Origin of the sequence: Alcaligenes sp. EGD-AK7 (assembly GCF_000465875.3) — a bacterium.
GTDB lineage: Bacteria > Pseudomonadota > Gammaproteobacteria > Burkholderiales > Burkholderiaceae_B > Alcaligenes > Alcaligenes phenolicus.
Genome location: NZ_AVOG02000001.1, coordinates 177813 through 203153, shown reverse-complemented (window position 1 = coordinate 203153; position 25341 = coordinate 177813). Strand labels below are relative to the sequence as shown.

The following is a 25341-nucleotide window of genomic DNA, read 5'->3' as shown; positions in this document are numbered from 1 at the left end:
ATCACCCCTCCCCTCGCAGGATCACTTGCATCCACCACAGCCCCATCAGCAGCATGGCCACTAGCGCCCCCGCCACCCAAACACCCAATGTGTTGAACCAGGCCTGCTCAAATGCCGTGGCATCCAGAAGGTACAAGGCGCCCGCCACAAAACCCGGCAAGCAGAACATGATGCGCGCCTGCAAACGGGCCTGCGCGGTCAAGGCAACAATCTTGTCCTCGATGGTCAGTCGCGCCCGAATGGTTTGCGCCAATATTTTCAAACGCTCCCCCAATCCAGCCCCCGTGCTCTGGCCCATCTGCAAGGCACTGAACAACATGGCCAGTTCTGACACCGGCACTCGATCCAGAAGGTCTTGATACGAGTCCTTGGCACTCACCCCCAAGCGCTGCTGACGCAATAGCAAACGCAGCTCTTGCCCCAAGGGCGCAGGCAAAGATTGAGACAGCTGCTGCAAAGCCGCTTGCAAGGCCAAACCTGCTTGCAGGCTCAAGGCCAAAGACAGAACAAAGTCAGGCAACTGTCGTCGTAAGCTTGCCAAGCGCCGCTGTCCCATCCAGCGCAGAACCAGTAAAGGCGTGACTGCAGCCAGCAGGGCTACCATCGCTGCCAGCCAGAACGACTGCATCAGCCACCAAGCCGTCAAAAAGATCAGGGGCAATAAAGCCCAGGCCCCAAAAGCCAGATACTGACTGCGCACAAATACAAAATGTGATTGCAAACTCTGCTCGGACTGCCTGAGCAGTTGCTGCCTATAACGCTTGGCAAGACGCTGTCCTGAACGTAGCAATACATAGGCCAACGCCGTGGTACCCAAGACAATCAGCAAAATACTGAGAAATCTCATGATTGCCTCTCTGCAGACGAAACATGTTCGGAACGCAAGCCACTGGCGGCAAAACCGAACTCCGGGCGATAGCGGTACAAGGTTTGCAGTTGAATACGCTGCGCCTCGATGCCGGTCACCTCCACAATCTCGTGCACCAAACGCTTGCCATCAGGCAAGCGGCTCAGTTGCACGATAATGTGCAAAGCCCGCGCGATATGCTCTCGCACAACCAGCAAAGGCAAATCCAGACCTGCCATCAACACCATCCCTTCCAGGCGGGACAAAGCATCGCGAGGCGTATTCGCATGCAAGGTCCCCATCGAGCCTTCGTGGCCGGTGTTCATGGCCGACAACATATCGAAAGCTTCTGCGCCCCGGCACTCCCCCACCACAATCCGGTCTGGCCTCATTCGCAAGGCTTGTCGTAACAGGCTCCGTATATCCACTTGCCCCTGACCTTCTGCATTCGCGGGTCGGGACTCCAAAGCCACCCAATTACTGTGCTGCAACTGCAGCTCAGCCGCGTCTTCCAGGGTCACGATTCTTTCACCTGAATCAATGCAGGTGCTAAGCACGTTCAGCAAAGTCGTTTTGCCTGTCCCGGTTCCACCCGAAACCAGAATATTGCAGCGTCGCTGCACCGCCTGTTGCAGGAAAGCGGCCATCTCCGGCGACAAACTGCCCGTCTGCAACAGATCCTCCAGCCCCAGGCGTCGTTTGGGGAACTTGCGTATGGTCACGCAGGTTCCCTTGACCGCAATGGGCGACAGTACGGCATGAAAACGCGAGCCATCGGCCAAGCGCCCATCCACTGCGGGCGAGCTGATATCCAGCCGTCTACCCAAGGGAGCCAGGATGCGGTCAATAATCGCCCGCAAGGCCGACTCGCTGCTGAACACCAGAGGATGGGCCTGAAGCCGCCCCGCCTGCTCAACAAATACCCGATCATAATGATTGACCATAATTTCCGAGACCGAGGCATCAGCCAGTAAAAGCTCCAGGGGACCCAAACCCACCGCTTCGGCACAAACACTGGCTTGCAGTCTGGCTTGCTCATGCTTGGGGACAGCACATTGGGCCTGGATCAAACGACCCAAGCAATCAAAGGCTTCCTGCTCCAACTGTTTGTCTGTGACGCGGGAGAGGTCTCGACGCTCCAATTCCAACGCACTCAACAAGGCTTGATGCAGGCGTTGCTGTTCCTGTCTGAACAGATCACTATCGGATACCGGAATATCAGCTTGCCCAGGAGGGAAAAAACCTTGCTCACCTTGTGGTGTCTGACGCGGTTCTTCCATCGTAAAGGACTGCGGTATTGAGGTTTCCGGTGGGTTTCCCAAGTCCGAAACAGCCATATCAACTCTAGGCTGAACCTTCTGCCCAAAACCGGCAATCCGCAACTTGAACCCTCCCAGCACCAGCACATCGCCCAAGCGCAAAGGCCCATCGTCATAAACCCGTTTGCCGTTAAGCTGTACGCCCGTCAAAGAGCCGTGATCCTGGATGTACACCGCCCCCGCCCGCTTCAGAAAACTGGCATGCTGGCGCGCGATACGCCAGGACGGCAGAACCACATCACAGGCCGGGTCACGCCCTATCAAGGCCGGCAAACTGACCGTGCAGGGGCGCGTCGTCCCCAGCTCCGACTCAAGCTCAAGGTTCAACACGAAATACCTCACTATCAGGTTCTACCCATTGCGACCAGGTGCCTCGCCCTGCTCCCTTCGGGATGGCACGCACAGGTGTATTCAAGCGCGGAGCATCAGGAAAGGTTTGATCCAACCACTGGGCAGCATTCGCCTGCCGAGCCAGCAAACCAGGATGCTCTACCGCCACCAAAGTCGGCGTCACAAATACCGCCAACTCCGTTTCCTGTCGGGCAAAGCGTTCGGAACGAAACAAGGCGCCCAGCACTGGCAAACTGGCCAATCCCGGTAGACGATCCACATGCCGGGACTCTTCACGCGAGATAAACCCTGCCAGCACCAGCGTTTGTCCTGAACGGACATTGAACTCGGTCGAAGCTCGTCGGGTTTTCAAAGACGGCCCGGCGGGTTGGGACAGGCTGGCGTCAACGGAGCTAACCTCCACCTCGATCTGCGAACGCACCAACCCGCCACGCTCAACTCGCGGCACAATGCGCAGCGACACACCGTAAGGCTTGAAGCTGGTCTTGCTGTTTCCCTTGTCGTCCGTGGTGGTGTAAGGCAGCTCGCCCCCGGCCAGAAACTCGGCTTGAGAACCACTGCGTGCCAATAGCTGCGGTTGCGCCAGTACAACCGCATGTCCTTCCTGTGCCATGGCCTGAACGCGAGCAGACATCAAGGCGCCAACACCAAAGAATGCTGCCCCCTGCTTGGCAGGAAACGCCAAAGGCAAAACAGCTTCACCTGGCCTGTCCAAAAACTGATGAGTAGCCGCATCCCAGGCACCGCCCATACTCAAACCACCCTGAGAGCTCCCATCCCAACGCACTCCCAGCTCTCGCAGACTGTTGCGCGGCACCTCCACTACCTGCACATCCAGCAAGACCATCGGTTCCCAACCGTCCTGCTGCGTGAAATCCAGCAATTGAGGATGCTCCTGACTTAATGCCTGAATGCGTTGCTTGTCCTGATCACTTAAACCTTCTCCTTCCAGCACCAGCTTGCCACCCAGTTCGCTGATGCGTAACTCGGGAATGCGTTCCAGCAAACTTCGTAGCTCCGCCAAGGTTTGCCTATGATTTTCTGGAGACACCTCAATTTGGTAGGACTGGCTTTGCCCGGAATGGGACCAGACTTGCACCACCGTGCTGCCCGTCTTGCGTGCAAACAGAATCAATTCGCCCGATTCCGTGGTGACAGCGTGAACAATATCACCGTCGCCGACCGCCACCCGCTCCACCTGCGTGTCAGGCAGAACCATCAACTCACCGACTTGCAGCCCCAAGCCCTGGGCCTGGCTTTGCAAAGTTGCACTACACAGGGCACCAGACAGCAAACTCACAGCGGCCCGCCTACACCAATAGCGATTTTTGCTCATGGCTGCTGCCCCACAGAAAAGCCGTCCGGCATATCCAGCCAACCCAGACGCTCCACTTCTGTCTGGCCAAGTTGCCCTGCCGGTCTGTTGCCGTACAAAACTTGTACAGGCTGTTTGGGCCTTGCACCCGGCCCCAGACCCAGAATGTCAGCCAGCTCACCCCGCACGGCAGCCTGATGGGGTGTATGGTCATCCGGATTGCGCAGCAAGGCACTGATGCGTCCATGTTGCCTGGCTGCCAGCAACTTCAAGGCATCGTCCGGGCCTACATCCAGGGTCAAGGTGTTGTAGACGTCCTGATCCAATCTGGCCGTGGTCGAGCCTTCACCCGACCTTTGTCCGGTCGCCAGAACCAGAACAGACTGCAGCAAGGGGGCCGTTACCCGCCGCTGCCGATCATCAAAACTGACATAGATATCGATCAGATCTCCTGGCCGGATCAACCCCGACACCGAACTGATCGCATCCACCGGCACAGTCAGGGCACGCCTGCCAGAGAGCAATTGCTGTGAAAATGGACTGCTGACCTCCTGCACATGCGCCTTGCTGATCAAATCCCCTGCCCGCAAAGGCTGGCTGAGCACTTGCCCTAGCAGACTCTCAAACTGCGCTACATCCCAGCTGTCACTAGGCACCAGTTCAGCAGGAAAGGCGCGGGCGGCCAAATGCTCCGCCTGCAACACCGTCCCCGCTGTCAGACTGGAGGCGGCTACCACCCTATCCAATTGCACACGATGCGCCGCTTGCCGCAGAGCCTCTTCCTGCCGGTCCAAGTAACGGCTGCTGGTCCCGGCGGCCATCAAACCAGCCACCAAGGCCAGCAGGCCAAACCCTGCGCTGGGATGACGGCATAGCCACAAGAATTTCGCCCGTATCATGAGGCCTCCTTTCCACAGGCACGGCAGATCAAGAGCAAGTAGCGCTGCCGCTCATGCTCCAGCTCCATGACATCCAGTTCGGCCGGGCCTTTGCGCCAATAACGCTCGCCCGCCTCGGCTCCCCAGTCCTTGCGACGCAAATCGGCTCGCCATCCAGGCTCGGCCTTCAACAGCCAGCTTTGCACTTGCCCTGGCTGTTCGTGTTGCCACAGGACGGCACCAGCAACGGGTGGCGCTGACCAAACCGATGAGGGGGAAACAGGCTGACTGTGTTCGGAAACACTTAACAAACCCGACAAGGTCGAGGCCTGTATATCCTCCAACCACAAAACGCAATTCCTGCCATCTTTGGCACGCAGAAATACCCATTGCCCTTCCAATCTGATTGCGCCGTAATGAGCTCCACAGAATGGCTCCAAACGAGAAGCCAAAGTCTGCGCATCCAGGTCTGTGCTCAGTCCCCAGCTATACACAGGTCCAACATCGGTCTGTGCCATTTGCCCTTGACCCCACTGAACTTGGGAGTCCTGCAAAGGTAGGAGCAAGGGCTGCGTTTTGGCCGGCAAAGGGCTGAACATCAAGAAAAACAGCAAGATCAAGGCAAGCAGCTGTCTCATGGTCGCTCCTTGGGGCCATGATCCGGCACGTAATCCTGCCACCGGCTCAGCCAATCCAAATCGGCTCGTGTCCGCCCCCAGGCCGCGTCCATAGGTCCTGCCTGCCGTATCGTTTCTCTGGCAGCGGGCCGGCTTGAGGCCATGGCCTCACCCCAAGCAGTAGTACTGTTTTCCAGACGCTGACGTGTTTGTTGTGTACTGCTAGCCTGCCCCGCAGCCGCCCACAGCCGGGATTGGCGCTGCAACTGTGTTTTGATGGACAGAGTTGCCAGCCAACGCGGCCACGGAATGGAAACACGCGACTGTGCCGTCCAGAATCCACTGCGCAAGCTCAAAAGCTCCCATTGCAAGGGCTGGGTTGTCGCTATCGGCGACTCCGAAAAACGGGTCGGTACTGCTTCTTGAACGGGGCTGCTCACTGCTCGAACTGGCTTGCCATGGGCATCGTGCGTGAACAGGCTCAAGTGTGTACTCTGCTGCATTTGCTGCAAGCGATACTGCTGCTGCATCAGCCAACGTCCCGCCATCACCATCAGGCCCAACACCACACCCAGCAAACAGGCCTCGACCAGTGCGATCCCTTTTTGTCGCGTGTTCATAATTGGCGGCCTCCTGCATCCATCAGCCGTGCCTGCCAAAAGGGCAAAAACAGGCTGGGCTTGGCATCCACACCAGAATCTGCCCTATCCGGTGGCAGGGAGAAAAATGATTGCGCCGCCGCCCGTGTATGAACGGTTTGTCCCCAATGGCCTTGAGCCTGTAATGTCAACACCAGATCGGGGCCTGCTCTCTTTTCAGAATCAGCCAAGGCATACCCGTCTACCCATGACCTTTGACTCCAGGGTCTGGCATCTCGCCGCGCCCAGGATTGCGCCACTGTATTGCCTTGAGCCGATAGCAAAGAGCTATTGCCCTGCTCCAGCGCCCACTTCCAGAAGCTCTGCCCTGAAAAGTCGTCTGGCGCATCAATTCCGGACGCATGAGTTGGCGTTTGCAAGGCCCACGCCATGGCATATTCACGGAAATAACAGCCTATCCAACGGTTGGAGCGAACCATATGCATGGACTGCGTATCGTTGGAATGCCAGCGGCCCGAACGGTCAAACTCGGTACGACCAGCACGACGCAAACGATGCTGCCTCAAAGGGCAACGCCGATCGACACCGGGATAAGAGCGAGCCTCGTAATCCCGTGGGGACAAAAACCCGTATAAAGACACCAGATGCGCCAAGCCCGACTGCCATTGGGCTTGTCCGGACTGTAGCAACAGAAACTGCGGCCAGCCGTCCTGCTCAAACTGCCAGCGAATGGCTTGAGCCGGCCAATCCGGCAAACTGCCATCCAAGGTCGCCTGAATAATGGCTTGTCTCCGTTGCGGTAAACCCTCTACCAATTGCTCTTGGGCCAGCGCCAGCACGTCCTGAATCAAACGCTGATGGGCCTGGAAAGCCTGCTCCAAAGCCTGCTGATTGTCTCCAGCAGATCGCGCCTGGGTATACGCCAGTCCATGTGCAGGACCAAACATCATGGCGACCAAGTGCACAGGCGGATTCGCCCTACGCGCTTGCCCGGACTGGGTTTGCGCTGCCCTGTCCCATGTTGCCAAGGTCAATAAATGACCCAAAGCCAGTTGATGCCCCAACTGCGCCCGATTGATATAAGCCAGCAAGTTCAAGGTACGTGCCTGCTCGGTGGCCGCACCATAGGCAGCCGCATCCAGCACCAGGGACAAACGCCCTTGCTGCTCGGCAATCTGGTTCACATGAAAGTAGCCGCCCCAGGCGACAGACAGAAGTGCCAGCGCTATCAGCCCCCAGGCCAACACCGCCCCCTCTTGTGGTCGGTTGGGCGGCGTCATTGCGCATTGCCCGTAAAGGATTTCAAGCTCTTGGCACTGCCTTGAGCGGCCGCAGCAGAAGCGGCCGATTGCGCTTGCTGAGTCTGCTCGGAGCCATCCTCCCCCGCCAGTTCCTTGGCCATGGCCGCGGTCTGATTGCGAATCACCTGACCAAAGGACTGATAAACGGCAATAGCCGCCACCGCGACCAAAGCCACAATAATTAAATACTCGACCATGCCCTGGCCGCGCTGCCGTCTGATGAACTGTCTCATTGGAATCTCCCAAAAGTCAGTTCACAGTCTGCCCCTTGGCAGCGGGCCGGAATATTCGCAAAAGCCGAGCGGGATAGGTTTGTCCGGCTTTAATACCTATGGGCTCATTACGCCCCGAAAAGCATGTTACTCATGAGTAGTGACCGCGTACCCCAAAAAACAACTTGCTCACTGCACGGCCAATAAAAATGCCAGTCAGTGTTAACTGACTGGCATTACGCCTGGAGGCGATTTTTTCTTCAAGCCGATGGCTTAGACCAGACGCACCTCTATGCTACCCAGACCGTCGATCGCCCCGTGCATCACATCGCCACGTTCCACCGAGCCGACACCGGCTGGGGTTCCCGTGAAAATGATGTCGCCTGGGAACAACTCGAACAGGCCCGACAGGTAAGCGATGGATTCAGCCACATTCCAGATCAGCTGATTCAAATCGCCGGTCTGGCGACGCTCGCCGTTGACGTCCAGGGTGATGGCACCTTGGGACAGCTCGCCAATACGGCTGCGTGGGACCAGAGGGCCGGTCGGCGCGGAGTGGTCAAAGGCTTTGCCCACTTCCCAGGGGCGACCAGCTTTTTTGGCTTGCGTCTGCAAATCCCGGCGGGTCATGTCCAGACCCACCGCGTATCCCCACACACATTCAGCAGCCTGCTCCACAGTCAGATCACGCCCGCCCTTGGACAAAGCCACGACGAGTTCGATCTCGTGATGCAGATCCTGGGTGCGAGAGGGATAAGGCATGTCGCAGACCTGGCCGGGCAGCACGTTCAAGATGGAGTCCGCCGGTTTGCAGAAGAAAAAAGGATCTTCGCGACCGGTAAAGCCCATTTCCTGTGCATGCTCGACGTAATTGCGGCCGACGCAGTAAATGCGGCGTACAGGAAAAACCTGCTCACTGCCCTGTACGTTCAGGGCCGCAACGGCGGGTGCGGGGATGACGGTACTCATTTTGCCTGGCCGTCAGCAAAGCGCTTGGCACCGTCTACCAGCTCTTTCTTGGCAGCTTCGATACCGTCCCAGCCCTTGACCTTGACCCATTTACCTTTTTCGATGTCTTTGTAGTGCTCGAAAAAGTGCTTGATGCGCTCCAGCTCTTCAGGCTGCAGATCTTCAGGCGACTTCACGTTGCGGTACAGGGGGTACAGCTTGTCGGTAGGCACGGCCAGCAGTTTGGCATCGCCACCGCCTTCGTCGTCCATATGCAGCACGCCGATAGGACGGCAAGGAATCACGGCACCGATCTGGATTGGGAAAGGAGCAATCACCAGCACGTCAACCGGGTCGCCATCGTCCGAAATGGTTTGTGGAACGTAGCCGTAGTTGCAGGGGTAGTGCATGGCGGTCAGCATGAAACGGTCCACAAAAACCACGCCGTTCTCGTCAACTTCGTATTTGACGGGGTCCGAGTTCATGGGGATTTCGATGACTACGTTGATCTCGTCGGGCAGTTTCTTGCCAGCAGGTACTTGGGCGAGGCTCATTCGTGCAAACCTTTAAAAATAAAAGAAATTAATCGTTGGAGCGTCGAGGACGATCCGAAGTTTGAGAGAGATCGACCCCAGGGATGGGAGCCGTATCAAAGTAATCATCCAGATCCGAAGAGGAGCTCAAGCTGTCTTGCGAAGGCGTGGCAGCAGGAGGCACTGGCTCGGCCACCACAGGCAATGGACGGCCCTGATCTGGCAGGTCCTCGGCCACGACGCTGGCGGCATAGGTGTAATGCGGCAGATCGTCGTCATCCTGCGATGGCAGGCTGTCCGCATCGGTATGGCTAGGGTCATGACGAGTATCCGCTGCTGGCAAAGCCGTACTGACCGCCAGAATCGGTAAGGTGCCGGCCATGGAGGCGGCCTTGCGCCAGTAAGAGACGGCTTCGTCGTGGCGACCCAGGCTGTCGTACAGATTACCCAGCAAAGCATGATTACGCAGATCGCCCTGGATTTTCAGGCTACGCAACAGGTAATGCTCGCCCTGCCCCCACAATTGGCTGGTCAGACACAGATGGCCCAGGGTGGACAGCAAGACCGGATTGTTGGGCTGACTGCGCAGCCACTCTTCGGCCTTGGCCAAGCGGCGGCCCACATATTCAGGTGGGCACTGGGCGTAGGCTTCCAGCAAGCGGCTGTCGAAACTGACTGCAATCGCAGGCTCCAGGATACGACCGGCTTCTTCGTAATTACCTTCATGTTCTTGAATCAGGGCAGCTTCCAGCGCGACGCCGGGCAGGATCTTTTCTTCGGACTTCAGATCCGACCATAAGGCCTTGAACTGTTCAGCACCACCCACACGCAAACGAGCAGCAGCGGCAAATTCGATGTGGTTCAGTGCCTCTTGACGTTCGATCCCACTGCGGCGCACCAGCAAACGGGTCAACTCGTAAACACGTTCAGCATTACCTTGCTGACGATAGGCGCGCAACAACAAACGAGTGGCGTGCAAGTGGCGCGAACTGGCATCCTGCAAATCCTGCAGCAGCTCGATGGCTTCTTCGGTACGATTCTGATCCAGGTACAGCTCGGCCGAAGCCACGGCACTGGCCTCGTTCAAACGAGCATCATCGCCAGCGGCAGCACGAGCGGCGGCCAAGGCTTCGTCACGTTGAGCAATCTGACCTTGATAATGCGCAGCACGCGCTGCTGCCAAACCTGCCACGACCTTGCTGGACTGCGAGCGGGTTTTGCTCATCAGCTTCATCAAGTCTTTTTCAGCTTGCTCGTAACGACCTTCCAGAATGCTGATCCATCCAGTTTCCAGCAAAGCCTGGTCACGGCGTTGAGCGCGACGACCACGCCACAGGCGGAAACGCTCCGGACCATCGCTGAACCAGGCCAGCAGGCGCAGCAGTACGTACAGCACGATGAACAGCCCCAGCGTGCACAGAACCACGTAAGTCAGCGAGGCGCGCGCCAAATAATGCGGCGTGACTAAATAGACGTTACCGGCGTGTTCACGCAAGACCAGAGCCAGCGCGACTGCGGCGATAAATAAGATGAGAGTCCAGAACCAAGTACGCATACCTTACCCCTGCGCCTGAGCGGGCTGTTCCGTCTCGGACTGAGCGGGAGTCGCAGACTCAGTCTGTTCGGCAGCAGGAGCAGCGGGCTCCTCCTGGCTGGCAGGCTCTGTGGATTGAGGAGGGTCGGACAAAACAGGATCCGTATCGCCCTGCTCGGTCTTGGTGTCGTCGGCATTATCCTGACTGCGACCGGCCTGAGCCTGACGCAGGCTTTCAATAGCCGCCAAGGTGTTATTCACGGTAGGCAAACGAGCACCGATGCGGGTGTCCTGCAATTGGCGGGTCAGACGCAAGGCCTGCTGAACCTGACCGGATTGCGTATCAAAGCGTTTTTCCAGCGCCGTCGCGACTGCGTTCAGCTCGGTCTGCCAGACGGCGGACTGGTTCATCATCATGGCCAGTTGGGCGGCCATAATGCGCAGACGCAGGTTCTCTCGCAGACGGGCAGCCTGATCGGGCGACATCAGCAAGGCGGCGGCATCGTCGACACGGCGGATGGAGACAAACTGCCCCAGATCGTGGCTGACCGAGCGCCAGGCGCTGCTACCCCACTGTTCCACCGTATTCCAGCTGCGCTCCCACCAAGGGGCATCAGCGGCCAGTTCCGTAGGTTCCTGAACGTCGGACTGCAAGTCCAGCGCTTCAGTATTCGCACCACCGGCAACGTCATCCGGCACCAGCAAAGGCGCTTCCGAGACGTAGCGCGACAAGGTATCCAGTTGACGCGACAAGGAGGCCACATCCACCGTGGCAGCGGCGCGCAGGCGTTCCAGATCGCCATTCAGTGTTTGTTGCAAGGAAGCCAGACCGACGCGATTGGCACGAGCCAATTGCGCCTGAGCAGCTTCCAGAGAAACGATGGCATTGGCCACATTGCCACCCAGCATCAGCTGTTGCTGCGCAATCGTGGCGAGATGATCAATATCGTTCAGCAAAACCAGTTCCGAACCGCTGTCTGTCATGGTCTGGAAGGCTTGGCTCAGATCATGAAACTGTTCGGTGGAATCGTTAAAGGATTTTTCCAGCTGGGCAAGCTTGTCGGATTGACGCTGCGCCAAGGCGAGGGCCTGCTGCGCGGTTTGGCGCGCCTGCTCTGTGGTGTTGATATTGGTCGCCAGCTGGGCTTGCAGCTCGGCCTTATGCTTTTCCAGCAATGAATTCTGGTACCAAAGACCGGCAGCGGCCAGCACCACCACAACAGCCGTCAAAGCATAAGCCGGACCCGCGCCACTTTTACGCTTTTGCGGCGTAGTGGTGCTGTCTTTGGGTTCGGAATACGGACGAGGAGCCGCTGTATTGGCTGGGCTGGAAATGGAAGTCTCCGGTTCGCTTGCGGATGCGTTCTCTGTTTTATCGTTCATGGCAAGATTGTAATCCGTGTGAGGCTAATCGCGCGAGAGCACCGCCATCAAGGCAGCGACAATGTCATCATCGTCTGGCGTACACCTTTTTACCATTGGTGGCGCTGCGATTCCAGCCTGCAACAATAAGGACTGTAAATGTTCTTCAATACGCGGATGTATGACCACATAGGCACATTGCGCCCAAACATCCAGTAAACCCAGGCTTTGTACATTGGCGAAAACCGCATCGGCGCTTTGAGAACTGCTGAGCAACACGGCCAGACGGCCCGCCTGCAAACTGTCACGAATTTGACGGCCCTGCTCTGTACTCCACTGGGCGGGGCTACGCTGGTAAATCGCCAGGCGCTGGACCTGAATACCGTGATTTTCCAGCTGCTGTCCCAACCATTCACGACCGCTATGACCGCGCACAATCAGAACCCGCTCAAATTGCGCCAGTCGAGGCTCCAGCACCGCCCACAGAGCCTCTGAGTCCTGCAAGGAATCCGTATTTTCAGGGTGAAGTACGGCATCTGGGGAAACGCCCGGCTGGGCGCGCAAACAGGCGGCGGTAGCAAAACCAACTGCAGCCAGCAATACCTTGTCAGGCCAGCGTTGACCGCGCGCTTGCAAAGCCGCAAAGTAAAAATTGACCGCACTGCTGCTTACAAAGAGCACCAGGTCAAAATCCTTGGGATCTTGCCATTGTTCTTCGGACAGGTTTTGCGCTTCCAGGCTCAAGGCGGGCATAAGCAAGGAAGAAAAACCCTGCGCGGCCAAGGCAGCCGACAGGGTTTCGTTCCGTCCCGCGGGGCGGGTCAGTAATACACAGGGCAGGTTCATGCCGCTTTACTCGCCTTCTGCGGGCTGTTCCGTAAGCAAGCGATCCAGAATGGCTTGAGCACCTTGCTGCTTCAGATCTTCCGCCAGCGACAGACCCAAGGCTTCCGCATCTTTGGCCGCACCCGTGATCTGAGCGCGGTACACCGTGGAGCCATCAGGTTCGGCAACCAGGCCGCTCAGGCTCAGCTCCTCGCCATTCAGTGTGGCATAAGCCGCCAATGGCACCTGACAGGAACCACCCAAGGCACGCGATACGGCACGCTCGGCCAAGGCACATACGTGGCTGGTGGAATGCGCCAAAGGCGCCAACCATTGAGCCACATCGGTACGAGTTTTCAGAATCTCGATACCCAAGGCCCCCTGCCCGGCGGCAGGCAAGCTGTCTTCGGTCGAGATGTAATCGCGAATACGCTCGGCCAATTCCAGACGACGCAAACCAGCCGAAGCCAGAATAATGGCGTCGTAATCGCCACGATCCAGCTTGGACAAACGGGTCTGGACATTGCCACGCAGGGGACGGATGTCCAGGTGCGGGTAGCGCTCTCGAATCTGAGACTCGCGGCGCAAACTGGAAGTGCCTACGATGGCACCAGCAGGTAAAGCCTCAAGATTGGGATAAGTATTGGAAACAAAAGCATCGCGTGGGTCGTCCCGCTCCATGATGATGGGCAGGTCAAAGGACTCGGGCAACACCACCGGCACGTCTTTCAGGGAGTGCACCGCCAGATGGGCGCGGCCATCCAGCAAGGCGGTTTCCAGCTCTTTGACAAACAGGCCCTTGCCACCCACTTTGGACAGCGTACGATCCAGAATCTGGTCACCACGGGTTGTCATTTCCAGCAAGGACACCTTGCACTGCGGGTACAGCTGCTGCAAAAGGTCGCGAACATGCTTGGCTTGCCACAAGGCCAGTTGACTGGCACGAGTGGCAATAACCAATTCCTGAGGAGTAGAAGCCACAGCGGTCATGCAGCAAAATAGCGCACGATGGCGGCAGCAACAATACCGATAATGGCCAGGATCCCTAAGCCTTGCAGCAGGGACAAACCGCTTTCCTGACCTTTGGCGTCGGAGGATTTAAAAATTGCCATAGAACTAAGCTTCCTTGGTAGAACCTTTACGGTGCGCCAGCCATTTGCCCAGCGCCACCACTAATAAGGCACAAACAATCTCGACCCCGAGTTTAACAGGCTGGGGCTGCACGCCAAATTGATTTTCCACAATCTTGTCCGTGACCAGCATGCCGCCTGCAATCCAGCCCAGCAAGGCACCGCCCAGGGTGACGACAATAGGGAAACGGTCGATCAGTTTCAAAACCAGGGTGCTGCCCCAGACAATAATGGGGACACTTAGCAATAAACCAAAGATCACGTAGCCCAGTTGATGATCCAGGTGCGCGTTTTGTGCTGCACCGGCAATGGCAATCACGTTATCCAGGCTCATCACGAAATCCGCAATGATGATGGTTTTGACGGCAGCCCAGACGGTTCCGCCCCCTTGAATATTGCCGTGTGCGTCGTCGTCCGGCATCAGCAGCTTGATCCCGATCCACAAGAGCAAAAGACCGCCCACCACTTTCAAAAACGGCAGATCCAATAAGGTCAGAGCAAAGAAAATCAGGACTACACGCAGGATAATTGCGCCTGCTGTCCCCCACAAAATGCCTTGCATGCGCTGCTGCTTGGGCAAGTTGCGACAGGCAAGTGCGATCACGACGGCATTGTCGCCACCGAGCAAAATATCAATCAGTACAATTTGAAACAGTGAACCCCAATGCAGGGTTTGGAGGAATTCAATCATTTCGTTCCCGTATAGCTAAACGTGAGTTCTCTTCCCAGCCGCGGGACAAACGCTCTTTTTCTGTCGCCAGGCTGTCCCAAGACAACAACGCCCCTTAAAGCAGCAAACTAATCATAGCCTGTGCAACATCGGGGCTTCTTTTTCTTACTTGATTCGTTTGAGCATGATCAGGCTGGCCAGATTCGGGAAGGAATGCGCCGGGTTGTGGTGTTTTTCTTGACGAAACCGGCTGGCCAATTTTGCCCGGCTGCACAGGGCAGCCAGACAAAGAGCCCGCCAAAGCGGGCCCCGGTACTACTATTTACAGCACTTCTTTGAGCAGCTTGCCCATTTCGGACGGGTTGCGAGTGGTACGAATACCGCAAGCTTCCATCACTTCCAGCTTGGCGTCGGCCGTGTCGGCACCACCGGAGATCAGGGCACCAGCGTGACCCATGCGTTTTCCGGGAGGCGCTGTCACACCAGCGATAAAGCCAACAACAGGCTTGGTCATATTGTCTTTAGCCCACAAAGCCGCGTTGACTTCGTCTGGACCGCCGATCTCGCCAATCATGATAACGGCATCGGTATCAGGATCGTCGTTGAACATCTTGAGCACGTCGATGTGCTTCAGACCGTTGATTGGGTCGCCACCGATACCCACAGCCGAGGATTGACCCAGGCCCAGTTCAGTTACTTGAGCAACGGCTTCGTATGTCAGCGTGCCGGAGCGGCTGACCACACCGATGCGGCCCTTGCGGTGAATGTGGCCGGGCATGATACCGATCTTCAGCTCGTCAGGAGTGATCAGACCGGGGCAGTTCGGGCCCAACAACAGGGTTTTGCGGTTTTCTGCGCGCATGCGGTTGCGAACTTCCAGCATGTCGCGAACAGGGATGCCCTCGGTAATGCAGATAACCAGGTCCAGGTCAGCTTCAACAGCTTCCCAGATGGCAGCCGCAGCGCCTGCGGGTGGAACGTAGATAACCGACACGGTTGCGCCGGTTTCAGCCTTGGCGTCGGACACGGAGGCGTAAATAGGTACACCTTCGAAATCCTCACCAGCACGCTTGGGGTTCACGCCAGCCACAAAGGCTTCCATGCCGTTACCGTATTCACGGCACATGCGGGTGTGGAACTGGCCGGTCTTGCCGGTGATCCCTTGCGTGATGACTTTGGTGTCTTTATTGATCAGAATCGACATTTGCTAATCCTCAACCTTTTCTTACTTGGCGGCAGCGACAACAGCAGTCGCCGCTTCGGCCATGGTGTCAGCACTGATGATGGGCAGACCGGAATCGGCCAGCATTTTCTTGCCCAGCTCTTCGTTGGTACCCTTCATGCGTACCACCAGAGGCACGTTCAGGTTGACGGCCTTGCACGCAGCGATCACGCCTTCAGCGATCACGTCGCAGCGCATGATGCCGCCGAAGATGTTAACCAGAATGGCTTTGACGCCCTTGTTGGCCAACATGATCTTGAAGGCTTCAGTAACTTTTTCGGCCGTAGCGCCACCGCCCACGTCCAGGAAGTTGGCAGGCTCGCCGCCAAACAGCTTGATGGTGTCCATGGTCGCCATGGCCAGACCTGCACCGTTCACCAGGCAGCCAATGTTGCCGTCCAGCTGGATGTAGGCCAGGTCGTACTTGCTGGCTTCAACTTCAGCAGGATCTTCTTCAGCCAGGTCACGGAAAGCCACGATATCGGGGTGACGGAACAAAGCGTTGCCGTCGAAGTTGAACTTGGCGTCCAGAGCGATGATGTCGCCCGAGCCGGTCAGGATCAGAGGGTTGATCTCGGCCAGTTCAGCGTCGGTTTCGGTGTAGCACTTGTACAGCTTCTGGAATTCAGCAACGGCTTTTTCGATAGAAGCGTCAGGAACGCCGATACCGCGAGCCAGCTTGGTGGCTTGCTCGTTGGTCAGGCCAACAGCAGGGTCCACGAATTCTTTCAGGATGGCGTCGGGGTCGCGCTCGGCCACTTCTTCAATTTCCATGCCGCCTTCGCTGGAAGCCATTACGGCCACGCGCTGGGTAGCACGGTCGGTAACGATACCGACGTAGTATTCCTTCTTGATGTCCGCGCCTTCCTCGATCAGCAGGCGACCCACTTTCTGGCCTTCAGGGCCAGTTTGGTGAGTGATCAGCTGCATGCCCAGGATTTCCGAGGCCAGTTGACGCACTTCGTCCATCGAGCGAGCCAGCTTGACGCCACCGCCCTTGCCACGGCCACCGGCGTGAATCTGGGCTTTGACAACCCACACAGAGCCACCCAGCTCCTGCGCAGCTGCAACCGCTTCATCGACGGAGAAGGCAGGAATTCCGCGTGGCACGGCAACGCCAAACTGCTTAAGCAGTGCTTTGCCCTGATATTCGTGAATTTTCATGTGATACCTGTCAGTCTAAAAACACAATAAAAAAAGAAGGCAGGAACTCCAGGCCTGAGCCCGAGACCTGACTAAAACAAAAAACTAATCCACCCCGTCTGTGACTTTAGGTCGATACCAGACGGGATAAAACTCCTCAACCACGGGACCGCTCAAACGCAAGGCATGGCAGCCATCCAGATGGAAAGGCTGCTTGTCGGTGCGATAAATCTCTGATTCCCCGCTGCTGCGACGTCGCCCGGCCATGGTTTGTACGGCGGCGGTTGGCAACACTTGTGCCAGCTCGCTCATGTGCGTACAGCCAGCCGAACGCCCAAAGCGCTCTTTGACACCCTGACGAAACTGCTTGAGCAAATTCAGGCCCACCAACTTCTGGTAGGCGTCCGCAATGGACGAACAGTTGTCCTGGTAAGGGGCTGCATCGTAGACCGCCACGGCATCCACAATGGCAAAGCTGCTATCGATAGTGATACGCAGATGCATCAGGTGGACAGGATCACCTGCCTTATGGGTTTGGCCGTTGCGTATGGGAAAGTCGTAGGACTTCACATCCAGCAGCGAGGCCTCCAGGTCCCAGAGGCCATCTTCCCGTGCAAACGACTCTACCGTGATGGTACGCGTATGCAATGGTTCACGGGCGACGGACGGCGGGGACAAAGGCATTGATATGAACGGGGCGGCAAGATTGAAACTGATCAAGTATAACGCACCTCGTATGTTCCGTATCAGCCACTTACATAATCTGTAAGCGCATCCCAAGCGGGCCAAACACAGGATCTACGCGGTGTCGATCCTACGGTATACCAAATTTGCATGAAAAAAACGACCACCTGACGGGCGGTCGTTTTCATCCAGCCTGGGAAATCGAGTGGCAGGACGAAAAGCGCCCTGCCCTGTCAATCTATTCAAGCGGCTTATTTCAAGCCTGCACCAAATCAGGCTGCCGCCCGCAATGCTTTGGCCGCATCCACCATGGCCAGCAAGGCAGCCTCAGTTTCAGACCACGCTCGCGTCTTCAAACCGCAGTCGGGATTCACCCACAAACGGTCGGCGGGCAAGCGCTTGGCCGCCTCGCCCATCAAGCGCACTATCCAGTCCTTATCAGGCACATTGGGCGAGTGAATGTCATAAACGCCTGGGCCTATATGATTGGGATACTCAAAATTCTCGAAGGCATTCAGCAAGAGCATATTGGAACGCGAGGTTTCAATCGTGATCACATCCGCGTCCATCTCGGCAATGGATTGCATGATGTCGTTGAACTCCGAATAGCACATATGCGTGTGAATCTGGGTTTCATCGGACACCGCGCTGGTGGACAGGCGAAAGCAATCCACCGCCCAATCCAGGTAGGCCTGCCAATCACCCTGACGGAGCGGCAAGCCTTCGCGGAAAGCGGGTTCATCCAGCTGGATGACACGAATGCCGGCCTGTTCCAGATCAGAAACTTCATCCCGCAAGGCCAAAGCCAGCTGGCGGCAAGTATCGGCACGGGGCTGGTCGTCACGAACAAAAGACCACTGCAACATCGTCACTGGCCCCGTCAACATGCCTTTGACGGGCCGATCAGTCAGTGATTGGGCGTAGGAGGACCAGGCCACACTCATGGGCGTGATGCGCAGCACATCCCCAAAGATAATAGGCGGCTTTACGCAACGCGACCCGTAGCTTTGTACCCAACCGTTTTGTGTAAAGGCAAAACCACCCAGCAGTTCACCAAAGTACTCCACCATATCGTTGCGCTCGGCCTCGCCATGCACCAGCACGTCCAGACCGATCCGCTCCTGAAAACGAATAACTTGCTCGATTTCTGCCTGCATGGCTTTTTCATAAGCCGCGTCACTCAGGGCTCCCCCACGCCAGTCGCGGCGAGCAGTACGAATTTCCGTGGTCTGAGGAAACGAACCGATCGTGGTGGTGGGATAGGCGGGTAACTTCAGCTTGTTGCGCTGGGCCTGGATACGCTGCGCGAAGGGCGTACGTTGACGCTTGAGCTGGTCAATCTTGGCCATCTGGGCTTGCACGGCAGGATTATGCGTACGCTTGGACTCACGGCGCGTTTGCAAAGCAGCTTGCTGAGCTCGAACCGCTTGCTGACCCGCTTCGTCCAAAGTGCCGTCCAGCAATCCTTGCAACAGTCTCAGCTCATCCAGTTTTTGCACCGCAAAGGACAACCAGCTCTTCAATTCAGCGTCCAGGCCGGTTTCACTTTGCACATCCACAGGGACATGCAGCAGCGAGCAGGATGGCGCAATCCACAGGCGCTCGCCCAAAACCGCTTTCAAGGGCTTCAAGGTTTGAACCGTTTTTTGCAGATCCGTGCGCCAAATATCCCGACCCGAAATCACACCGGCAGACAGCACCTGGTCTTGCCCCAATACCGCTTGTACGGCCTGCAAAGCAGCCGGAGCGCGCACCGCATCCACATGCACACCCGCCACGGGTAAATCCTTCAATACCGCGACGTTCTTATGCAGATCATCAAAATAAGTCGCCAGCAGCAGCTTCAAGCCGGATTGATTCAGACCTTGATAAACGCGACGGAAGGCGTCTTGCCACGCTTGAGGCAAATCCAGAACCAGAACAGGTTCGTCAATCTGTACCCATTCCACACCCTGAGCTTTGAAACGGGCCAGCACTTGTTCATACACAGGCAGCAAAGTATCCAGCAAGGCCAGCTTGCCCGCGTCTGCCGAGCCCTCATAGGCATCGCCCTTGCCCAGCCACAACCAGGTCAAGGGTCCGGGAATCATGGGCTTGACCTTGTGCCCCAGAGCCTTGGCCTCTTCAATCTGCTCAAACAAGAATTCACGGGCAATCCGGAAGCTTTGACCTGGTGTGAATTCGGGCACGATGTAGTGGTAGTTTGTATCGAACCACTTGGTCATTTCACAAGCAGCGGCAGGGGTGCCGCTGGGCGCACGGCCACGCGCCATGCGAAACAAGGTATCCAATGACACGGGTGCATTTTCAGCCTGGCCGAAACGGGCGGGAACCGCTCCCAGCAAGGTGCTCCACTCCAGAATCTGGTCATACCAGGCAAAATCGCCCACAGGCACCGTATCCAGCCCAGCCTTGCCTTGCAAACCCCAATGCTGGGCGCGCAAGGCTTTGCCTGTTTCCAAAAGCTCTTGCTGGCTTACCTGACCGGCCCAATAGGCTTCCAAAGAGCGCTTCAATTCGCGCTGCGCGCCCATGCGAGGAAAACCCAGATTATGAATAATAGTCATAGTAAGCCCATAAATTAGAAATAAAAGGCCCGTATCAGGCGTTTGAAATCTATTGTGCCTGTATACTTATTTGAAAAAAAATCAAATACACCATGCTAATTATGAATTTTCCTCAACATGCTTGAAATCCGCCATCTCGAAACCCTGAGCGCCATCCGCGACAGCGGCAGCTTGCAAGAAGCCGCCGAGCGCCTGCATGTTACGCAGTCCGCCCTCTCGCACCAGCTTCGCGACCTGGAAGTGCGGCTTCAAGTGCAATTGCTGAACCGCCGCACCCGCCCTGCCCGCCTGACCACCGCCGCTCTGCGTATCCTGACGCTGGCCGATGACATCCTGCCGCGTGTACGCGCCACCGAGCGCGATCTGCAAAGACTGGCCGCCGGACGCACGGGACGCCTGCATGTGGCCATTGATTGCCACTCCTGCTTTCAATGGCTGATGCCAGCACTGGACGCATTCAGGCAGCAATGGCCTGACGTCACGCTGGACTTGAGCGCGGCTTTTTCCTTTGCGCCCTTGCCCGCCTTGATGCGCGGGGATCTGGATGTGGTGATCACCTCGGACCCGCAGGACAATCCGGCTGTCCATTACGAACCCCTGTTTCGCTACGAGCTGGTGCTGGCTGTCTCCAACCAGCACCCCTTGTCGCAGTACCGCTATGTAGAACCTTTCCAATTGACCGATCAGGTTCTGATTACCTACCCGGTAGAACGCAATCGTCTGGATATTTTTACGCAGTTCCTGACGCCAGCCGATGTGGAGCCCGCTGCGATTCGGCAGGCCGAGCTAACGCCCATGATCGTGCAACTGGTTGCCAGCCAGCGCGGTGTGACAGCTTTGCCGAACTGGGCCTTGACGGAGTTCCTGAACCCGGCTTCGATACGCACGTGCCGCTTGGGAGAACATGGTGTCTGGCGCACGCTTTACGCCACGGTACGCAGTGAGGATTTACAGGCGGATTATGTACAGGCCTTTTTGGCACAGGCACGCGAAACCTGCTTCAAAAGCCTGCAAGGGATTGTGGCGGCGCAGTCTTGAGCCATTTAGCAATGGCATGGCAAAACTCTGTTGCAAGCACTATGTAAATAGAGGAAAAGTACAGGCGGGCGGGCTCATGCCAACTTGAACGAGGCCACGTTTTTTGATGGCGGCAGCAGACAAGCAAGAAACACAGCAAAACGAAGCATTGCAGATGGCTTATTCAAGCCGGATCGTCTTCCCAATCACCCAGAATCTGCTGCAAGATACGGCCCGAGAAGCCTCGGCTGGCCATGAAGCGATATTGTTTGGCGTAACTGCGGGGATCATCGGGCGGCGCACTGAATTTCTTGCTCCACACGTGCTTGGCCCGTTCCAGTTCGGTCGCCATCAATTCTTCTTTGATGATTTCGGTCTGTTCCACATCCACGCCATGCTGGCGCAGTTCTTGCAGAATGACTCGGGTGCCCACACGCGAGGCACGGCGATTGACGACACTATGTGCGAAGCGCTCGTTGGACAGCCACTTCTGTTCGACCAGGGCGTCGAGCAAAGCTTCCACTTCTTCAGCGGTTTCTGCATGGGGTGCCAGACGGCGGCCCAACTCCAGGCGCGAGTATTCGCGTCGGGATAAAAAATTCAACGCTCTGGCTTTAAGAGACAGCCCCGGCCGTTTGGACGGGGCTTTCTTTTCAGCAGCAGGAGCATTGTCGCCCAAGCTATCTTCTACGTTTCTGCCCGCCCGAGTGGGCCGGGCAGAAAGCGCAGCAACGCGCTCCCTTTGAGCTTGTTTACGTTCCCGGATTTCCTCCGGGTCTGTCTCAAAGGGTTCGTCATCGAACTCTGGGGGAAAAATCAGACTTCTCCCTCGGCCGGATCAACCACAGGAGCAGCGGCTGGACGGCTGACAGCAGCGCTCATCAGGGCAACGCCCAGCTTTTCACGCACTTTGTTTTCGATTTCGCGGGCCAACTCGGGGCGCTCTTTCAGGAATTCACGCACATTGTCCTTACCCTGACCAATGCGGTTGCCGTCGTAGCTATACCAGGCACCTGCCTTGTCGACCACGCCGGTTTGTACACCCAGATCGATAATCTCGCCTTCACGGGAAATACCGCTGCCATACATGATGTCGAATTCGGTTTGCTTGAAAGGAGGCGCAACCTTGTTCTTGACCACTTTAACGCGGGTCTCGTTACCCACCATTTCGTCGCCACGCTTGATGGAACCGATACGGCGAATATCCAGACGCACGGAGGAGTAAAACTTCAGCGCGTTACCACCCGTGGTGGTTTCAGGGTTGCCGAACATGACGCCAATCTTCATACGGATCTGGTTAATGAAGATGACCATGCAGTTAGCGCGTTTGATGGTGGCCGTCAATTTACGCAGGGCCTGGCTCATCAGACGGGCCTGCAGACCGGGCAAGGAATCGCCCATATCGCCTTCGATTTCAGCCTTGGGAGTCAAGGCAGCCACCGAGTCGATAACAATCAGGTCTACCGAACCCGAACGCACCAGGGCTTCGGTAATTTCCAGAGCCTGCTCGCCGGTATCAGGCTGGGAGATCAACAGATCACCCAGATTCACGCCCAGTTTTTGAGCGTATTGCACGTCCAGCGCGTGTTCGGCGTCAATAAAGGCACATGTGCCTTTGAGCTTTTGCATCTCTGCAATCACTTGCAGGGTCAGCGTGGTTTTACCCGAAGATTCCGGGCCGTAAATTTCAATAACGCGACCACGTGGCAGACCACCGACGCCCAAAGCAATGTCCAGACCCAAGGAACCCGTGGAGACCACCTGGATGTCATGCTCGACGTTGTCGTCGCCATAACGCATGATCGAGCCCTTGCCGAACTGCTTTTCGATTTGCGACAGAGCGGCGGCCAGCGCTTTGGAACGTTCCGAGGCCACTGCTTTGCTGTTTTTATCGTCCATGAAAAATCCTTGACTGTGGAATGGCGCCCCAACGGACGGGCACGGCAATTAAAAATCAAACCTAATTATTGCATCAAATTATACTGTATATATACACAGATATTCAAATAAATTAACTAGCCGGCATCGTTATCCCCTACTGACCAGCCTTACAGCCTTGTGCAACAATGCCGAACAGCCACTCAATCATCTGTTTGTGTAGGGTCATGCGCATACTAATAGCTGAAGACGACAGTATTCTCGCGGATGGACTTTCTCGCTCCTTACGCTACGAAGGCTATGCGGTTGATGTCGTGCACGATGGCGATAGCGCCGACTCGGCCTTGCAGCTGCAAAGCTTTGACCTTCTGATCCTGGACCTGGACCTGCCCAAAAAGCCCGGCCTGTCGGTGCTGCAGTCAATCCGCCAACGCCAGGACACCCTCCCCGTTCTGATCCTGACTGCCAGCGATACGGTCGAACAGCGTGTGCGCGGTCTGGACCTGGGCGCGGACGACTATATGTCCAAACCCTTTGCCCTGACCGAACTGGAAGCCCGTGTACGCGCCCTGACGCGTCGCAGCACCGGCACCAGCAGCGCCTTGCTGCATCACAAACGACTAAGCTTCGACCTGAAAGGTCGCATGGCTTATATAGACAATCAGCCCCTGGAGCTGTCGGCGCGTGAAACCAGCTTGCTGGAGATTTTCCTGTCGCGCAGCGGCCGCATGATCAGCAAGAACCAGTTTGTGGATCTGCTCTGTGAGTGGGGTGAGGAAGTCACCCCTAACGCCATCGAGGTCTATATCCACCGCCTGCGCAAAAAACTGGAGCCTAGCGGCGTACGCATCCTGACCGTGCGTGGTCTGGGATACTGTCTGGAACCGGAAAAATTGCGAGAAGACGCTCCAGCCTAAAGGATCGTCCATGCAGCACGCTACGCCCCCAACCAGCAACAAGGCTGCGCCTGCCAAAGGCAAGCGTGTCGCACCACGCCCGCTCATTCACAAGATCATGATCTGGATTTTCGGGCCTTTGTTTTTGCTGTGGACGGTAGGCATTGTCATTACCTACTTCATCGCCCAGCACATTGCGAACTCCCCTTACGACCGCACCTTGCGCGATCACCTGGACTTGTTGCGAGTGGAAATCAGCCATCAGGATCTGAGCCAGCCCATCCATTTATCGCACGGGGCACAGACAATTTTGCGTCAGGAAAGCCCGACCCCTACGCTATGGCAAATCCGCGATGCCAATGGCGAGCCACTGGCTGGCAACGCGAATTTGCCGGTTCCCGACAGTTGGGGGTATGACACCGACCTGCTGCGCTACCGGGACGTTATTCTGGACGATCAAAGCCTGCGGCTGGCCTATGTCTGGGGGGGCAAGGACAAAAACGACATGCCCTTTCTGGCGGTTGCTGCCGAAACCAATGAACATAGAGCGGTGCTACACAGAGAAATTCTGATCGGGATGCTGACACCACAATTCATTCTGGTACCGCTGGCGGCCATGCTGGCGGGCCTGGGGCTGACACATGGCCTGGAGCCGCTGAACCTGCTGCAAGCGCGCTTGCGTGCTCGTGCTCCCGGTGATTTATCGCCGGTAGATCAAGAGCAGGCACCTGCCGAAATTGTGCCGCTGATTGATGCCATGAATGGACTCCTGGCCCAGCAGGCACAATTTTCAGCCACCCAAAGGCAGTTTGTGGCCAATGCGGCCCACCAGTTGAAAACGCCGCTGGCGGGGATACGCACCCAAGCCGAACTGGCCCTGCGCGAGCGCGACCCCAAGCAGACCGAAGCCAGCTTGCAACAACTGGTACGCGGCATCGACCGGGCCACGCGCCTGGTCACCCAAATGTTGGCCTTGGCCCGTGCCGAAAGCAGCGATGTCCTGTACGCCCCTACCAAACAAACCCTGGACCTGAATACGCTGACTGAATTGCATGTAGGCCAGCGTGTGCCCGATGCCTTGAAACTGGGGCTGGATCTGGGGCTGGAAAACACTGCCAAGGCTATCCTCTTGCAAGCGGATCCGGTCCTGCTCGATGAGCTGATCAACAATTTGCTGGATAACGCCCTGATCTACACCCCTGCTGGCGGCTGGATCACCATGCGTACCGGCCAGACTCAAGGCAAGGGCTGGTTGGAAATCGAGGACAACGGCCCCGGCATTCCCACGGAACATAAAGCACGAATTTTTGATCGTTTTTATCGCATCATGGGCAACCAGGCAGACGGTAGTGGCCTGGGGCTGGCCATTGTGCGGGAGATTGCCGACATTCACGGCGCCTCCATCGACTTCATGCCACTGACTGGGGGCCAGGAAAGCGGCCTGCGCTTACGCGTCAGTTTCCCACTGTCTTTGCCTTGGAGAGCCTGAGCAC

25 protein-coding genes are annotated in these 25341 nt (G+C 56.9%); 3 read left to right on the top strand and 22 right to left on the bottom strand.

From position 1 onward, the window contains the following. Position 1 precedes the first annotated feature (1 nt). The 20 genes from N879_RS00905 to metE form a co-directional block, all read right to left on the bottom strand. A complete protein-coding gene (locus N879_RS00905) occupies positions 2-847 on the bottom strand; it encodes a type II secretion system F family protein (RefSeq protein WP_009462183.1) in 846 nt (281 codons plus the stop codon). Beyond that, positions 844-2493, bottom strand: coding sequence for an ATPase, T2SS/T4P/T4SS family (locus N879_RS00900; protein WP_009462185.1), 1650 nt, complete (start codon positions 2491-2493; stop codon positions 844-846). The genes N879_RS00905 and N879_RS00900 overlap by 4 nt, the downstream gene beginning before the upstream one ends. Further along, positions 2483-3853, bottom strand: a complete 1371-nt coding sequence (locus N879_RS00895) for a type II and III secretion system protein family protein (protein ID WP_432763168.1) — start codon at positions 3851-3853, stop codon at positions 2483-2485. The genes N879_RS00900 and N879_RS00895 overlap by 11 nt, the downstream gene beginning before the upstream one ends. Continuing rightward, entirely contained in the window at positions 3850-4731 is an 882-nt protein-coding gene (gene cpaB / locus N879_RS00890; RefSeq protein WP_009462189.1) for a Flp pilus assembly protein CpaB, read from the bottom strand. The genes N879_RS00895 and cpaB overlap by 4 nt, the downstream gene beginning before the upstream one ends. Continuing rightward, entirely contained in the window at positions 4728-5348 is a 621-nt protein-coding gene (locus tag N879_RS00885) for a hypothetical protein (protein WP_009462191.1), read from the bottom strand. The genes cpaB and N879_RS00885 overlap by 4 nt, the downstream gene beginning before the upstream one ends. Then, positions 5345-5947, bottom strand: a complete 603-nt coding sequence (locus N879_RS00880) for a hypothetical protein (RefSeq protein ID WP_009462193.1) — start codon at positions 5945-5947, stop codon at positions 5345-5347. The genes N879_RS00885 and N879_RS00880 overlap by 4 nt, the downstream gene beginning before the upstream one ends. After that, positions 5944-7206 carry a hypothetical protein gene (locus N879_RS00875; RefSeq protein ID WP_009462195.1) on the bottom strand — a complete coding sequence of 421 codons (1263 nt, stop codon included), beginning with the start codon at positions 7204-7206 and terminating at the stop codon, positions 5944-5946. The genes N879_RS00880 and N879_RS00875 overlap by 4 nt, the downstream gene beginning before the upstream one ends. Next, positions 7203-7460 (bottom strand): hypothetical protein, encoded by a 258-nt coding sequence (locus N879_RS00870; protein ID WP_009462197.1) that lies wholly within the window; start codon positions 7458-7460, stop codon positions 7203-7205. The genes N879_RS00875 and N879_RS00870 overlap by 4 nt, the downstream gene beginning before the upstream one ends. 252 nt (positions 7461-7712) lie before the next feature. Beyond that, complete coding sequence (locus N879_RS00865; protein ID WP_009462199.1) at positions 7713-8408, bottom strand: fumarylacetoacetate hydrolase family protein; 696 nt, start codon at positions 8406-8408, stop codon at positions 7713-7715. Beyond that, positions 8405-8941, bottom strand: coding sequence for an inorganic diphosphatase (gene ppa, locus N879_RS00860; RefSeq protein WP_009462201.1), 537 nt, complete (start codon positions 8939-8941; stop codon positions 8405-8407). Before ppa ends, N879_RS00865 begins: the two co-directional genes overlap by 4 nt. 28 nt (positions 8942-8969) lie before the next feature. Continuing rightward, complete coding sequence (locus N879_RS00855; RefSeq protein WP_021446518.1) at positions 8970-10475, bottom strand: heme biosynthesis HemY N-terminal domain-containing protein; 1506 nt, start codon at positions 10473-10475, stop codon at positions 8970-8972. Positions 10476-10478: 3 nt separating this feature from the next. Beyond that, positions 10479-11837: a uroporphyrinogen-III C-methyltransferase gene (locus N879_RS00850; RefSeq protein ID WP_009461793.1), complete on the bottom strand. Its 1359-nt coding sequence runs from the start codon at positions 11835-11837 to the stop codon at positions 10479-10481. A gap of 24 nt (positions 11838-11861) precedes the next feature. Then, complete coding sequence (locus N879_RS00845) at positions 11862-12662, bottom strand: uroporphyrinogen-III synthase (protein ID WP_009461792.1); 801 nt, start codon at positions 12660-12662, stop codon at positions 11862-11864. A gap of 6 nt (positions 12663-12668) precedes the next feature. Further along, positions 12669-13631: a hydroxymethylbilane synthase gene (hemC, locus tag N879_RS00840; RefSeq protein WP_009461790.1), complete on the bottom strand. Its 963-nt coding sequence runs from the start codon at positions 13629-13631 to the stop codon at positions 12669-12671. Next, positions 13628-13753 carry a hypothetical protein gene (locus tag N879_RS20845; RefSeq protein ID WP_003799533.1) on the bottom strand — a complete coding sequence of 42 codons (126 nt, stop codon included), beginning with the start codon at positions 13751-13753 and terminating at the stop codon, positions 13628-13630. Before N879_RS20845 ends, hemC begins: the two co-directional genes overlap by 4 nt. 4 nt (positions 13754-13757) lie before the next feature. After that, positions 13758-14462, bottom strand: coding sequence for a TerC family protein (locus tag N879_RS00835; RefSeq protein ID WP_009461786.1), 705 nt, complete (start codon positions 14460-14462; stop codon positions 13758-13760). 301 nt (positions 14463-14763) lie between these two features. Next, positions 14764-15645 (bottom strand): succinate--CoA ligase subunit alpha, encoded by an 882-nt coding sequence (gene sucD / locus N879_RS00830; protein ID WP_009461784.1) that lies wholly within the window; start codon positions 15643-15645, stop codon positions 14764-14766. A gap of 21 nt (positions 15646-15666) precedes the next feature. Further along, positions 15667-16827 carry an ADP-forming succinate--CoA ligase subunit beta gene (sucC, locus tag N879_RS00825; protein ID WP_009461782.1) on the bottom strand — a complete coding sequence of 387 codons (1161 nt, stop codon included), beginning with the start codon at positions 16825-16827 and terminating at the stop codon, positions 15667-15669. An 84-nt stretch (positions 16828-16911) separates the two neighbouring features. Next, the gene (locus tag N879_RS00820) at positions 16912-17490 is read right to left on the bottom strand and encodes a DUF2889 domain-containing protein (RefSeq protein ID WP_021446517.1); all 579 of its coding nucleotides are present in this window, start codon (positions 17488-17490) and stop codon (positions 16912-16914) included. A gap of 272 nt (positions 17491-17762) precedes the next feature. Continuing rightward, positions 17763-20057 carry a 5-methyltetrahydropteroyltriglutamate--homocysteine S-methyltransferase gene (gene metE / locus N879_RS00815; protein WP_021446516.1) on the bottom strand — a complete coding sequence of 765 codons (2295 nt, stop codon included), beginning with the start codon at positions 20055-20057 and terminating at the stop codon, positions 17763-17765. A gap of 117 nt (positions 20058-20174) precedes the next feature. Between metE and N879_RS00810 the strand changes: the two genes are divergently transcribed. Then, positions 20175-21095 carry a LysR family transcriptional regulator gene (locus N879_RS00810; RefSeq protein WP_009461778.1) on the top strand — a complete coding sequence of 307 codons (921 nt, stop codon included), beginning with the start codon at positions 20175-20177 and terminating at the stop codon, positions 21093-21095. Between the two features lie 163 nt (positions 21096-21258). Here the strand turns inward: N879_RS00810 and recX are convergent, their stop codons facing one another. Continuing rightward, positions 21259-21753, bottom strand: coding sequence for a recombination regulator RecX (recX, locus tag N879_RS00805; RefSeq protein ID WP_009461777.1), 495 nt, complete (start codon positions 21751-21753; stop codon positions 21259-21261). Positions 21754-21890: 137 nt separating this feature from the next. Next, a complete protein-coding gene (recA, locus tag N879_RS00800; RefSeq protein ID WP_021446515.1) occupies positions 21891-22973 on the bottom strand; it encodes a recombinase RecA in 1083 nt (360 codons plus the stop codon). A gap of 206 nt (positions 22974-23179) precedes the next feature. Here recA and N879_RS00795 point away from each other — a divergent pair, with 206 nt between their 5' ends. Together N879_RS00795 and N879_RS00790 are read left to right on the top strand one after the other, a co-directional pair. Then, positions 23180-23869, top strand: coding sequence for a response regulator transcription factor (locus N879_RS00795; RefSeq protein ID WP_003799515.1), 690 nt, complete (start codon positions 23180-23182; stop codon positions 23867-23869). A gap of 10 nt (positions 23870-23879) precedes the next feature. Further along, positions 23880-25337, top strand: coding sequence for a sensor histidine kinase (locus N879_RS00790; RefSeq protein WP_009461774.1), 1458 nt, complete (start codon positions 23880-23882; stop codon positions 25335-25337). Positions 25338-25341 lie beyond the last annotated feature (4 nt).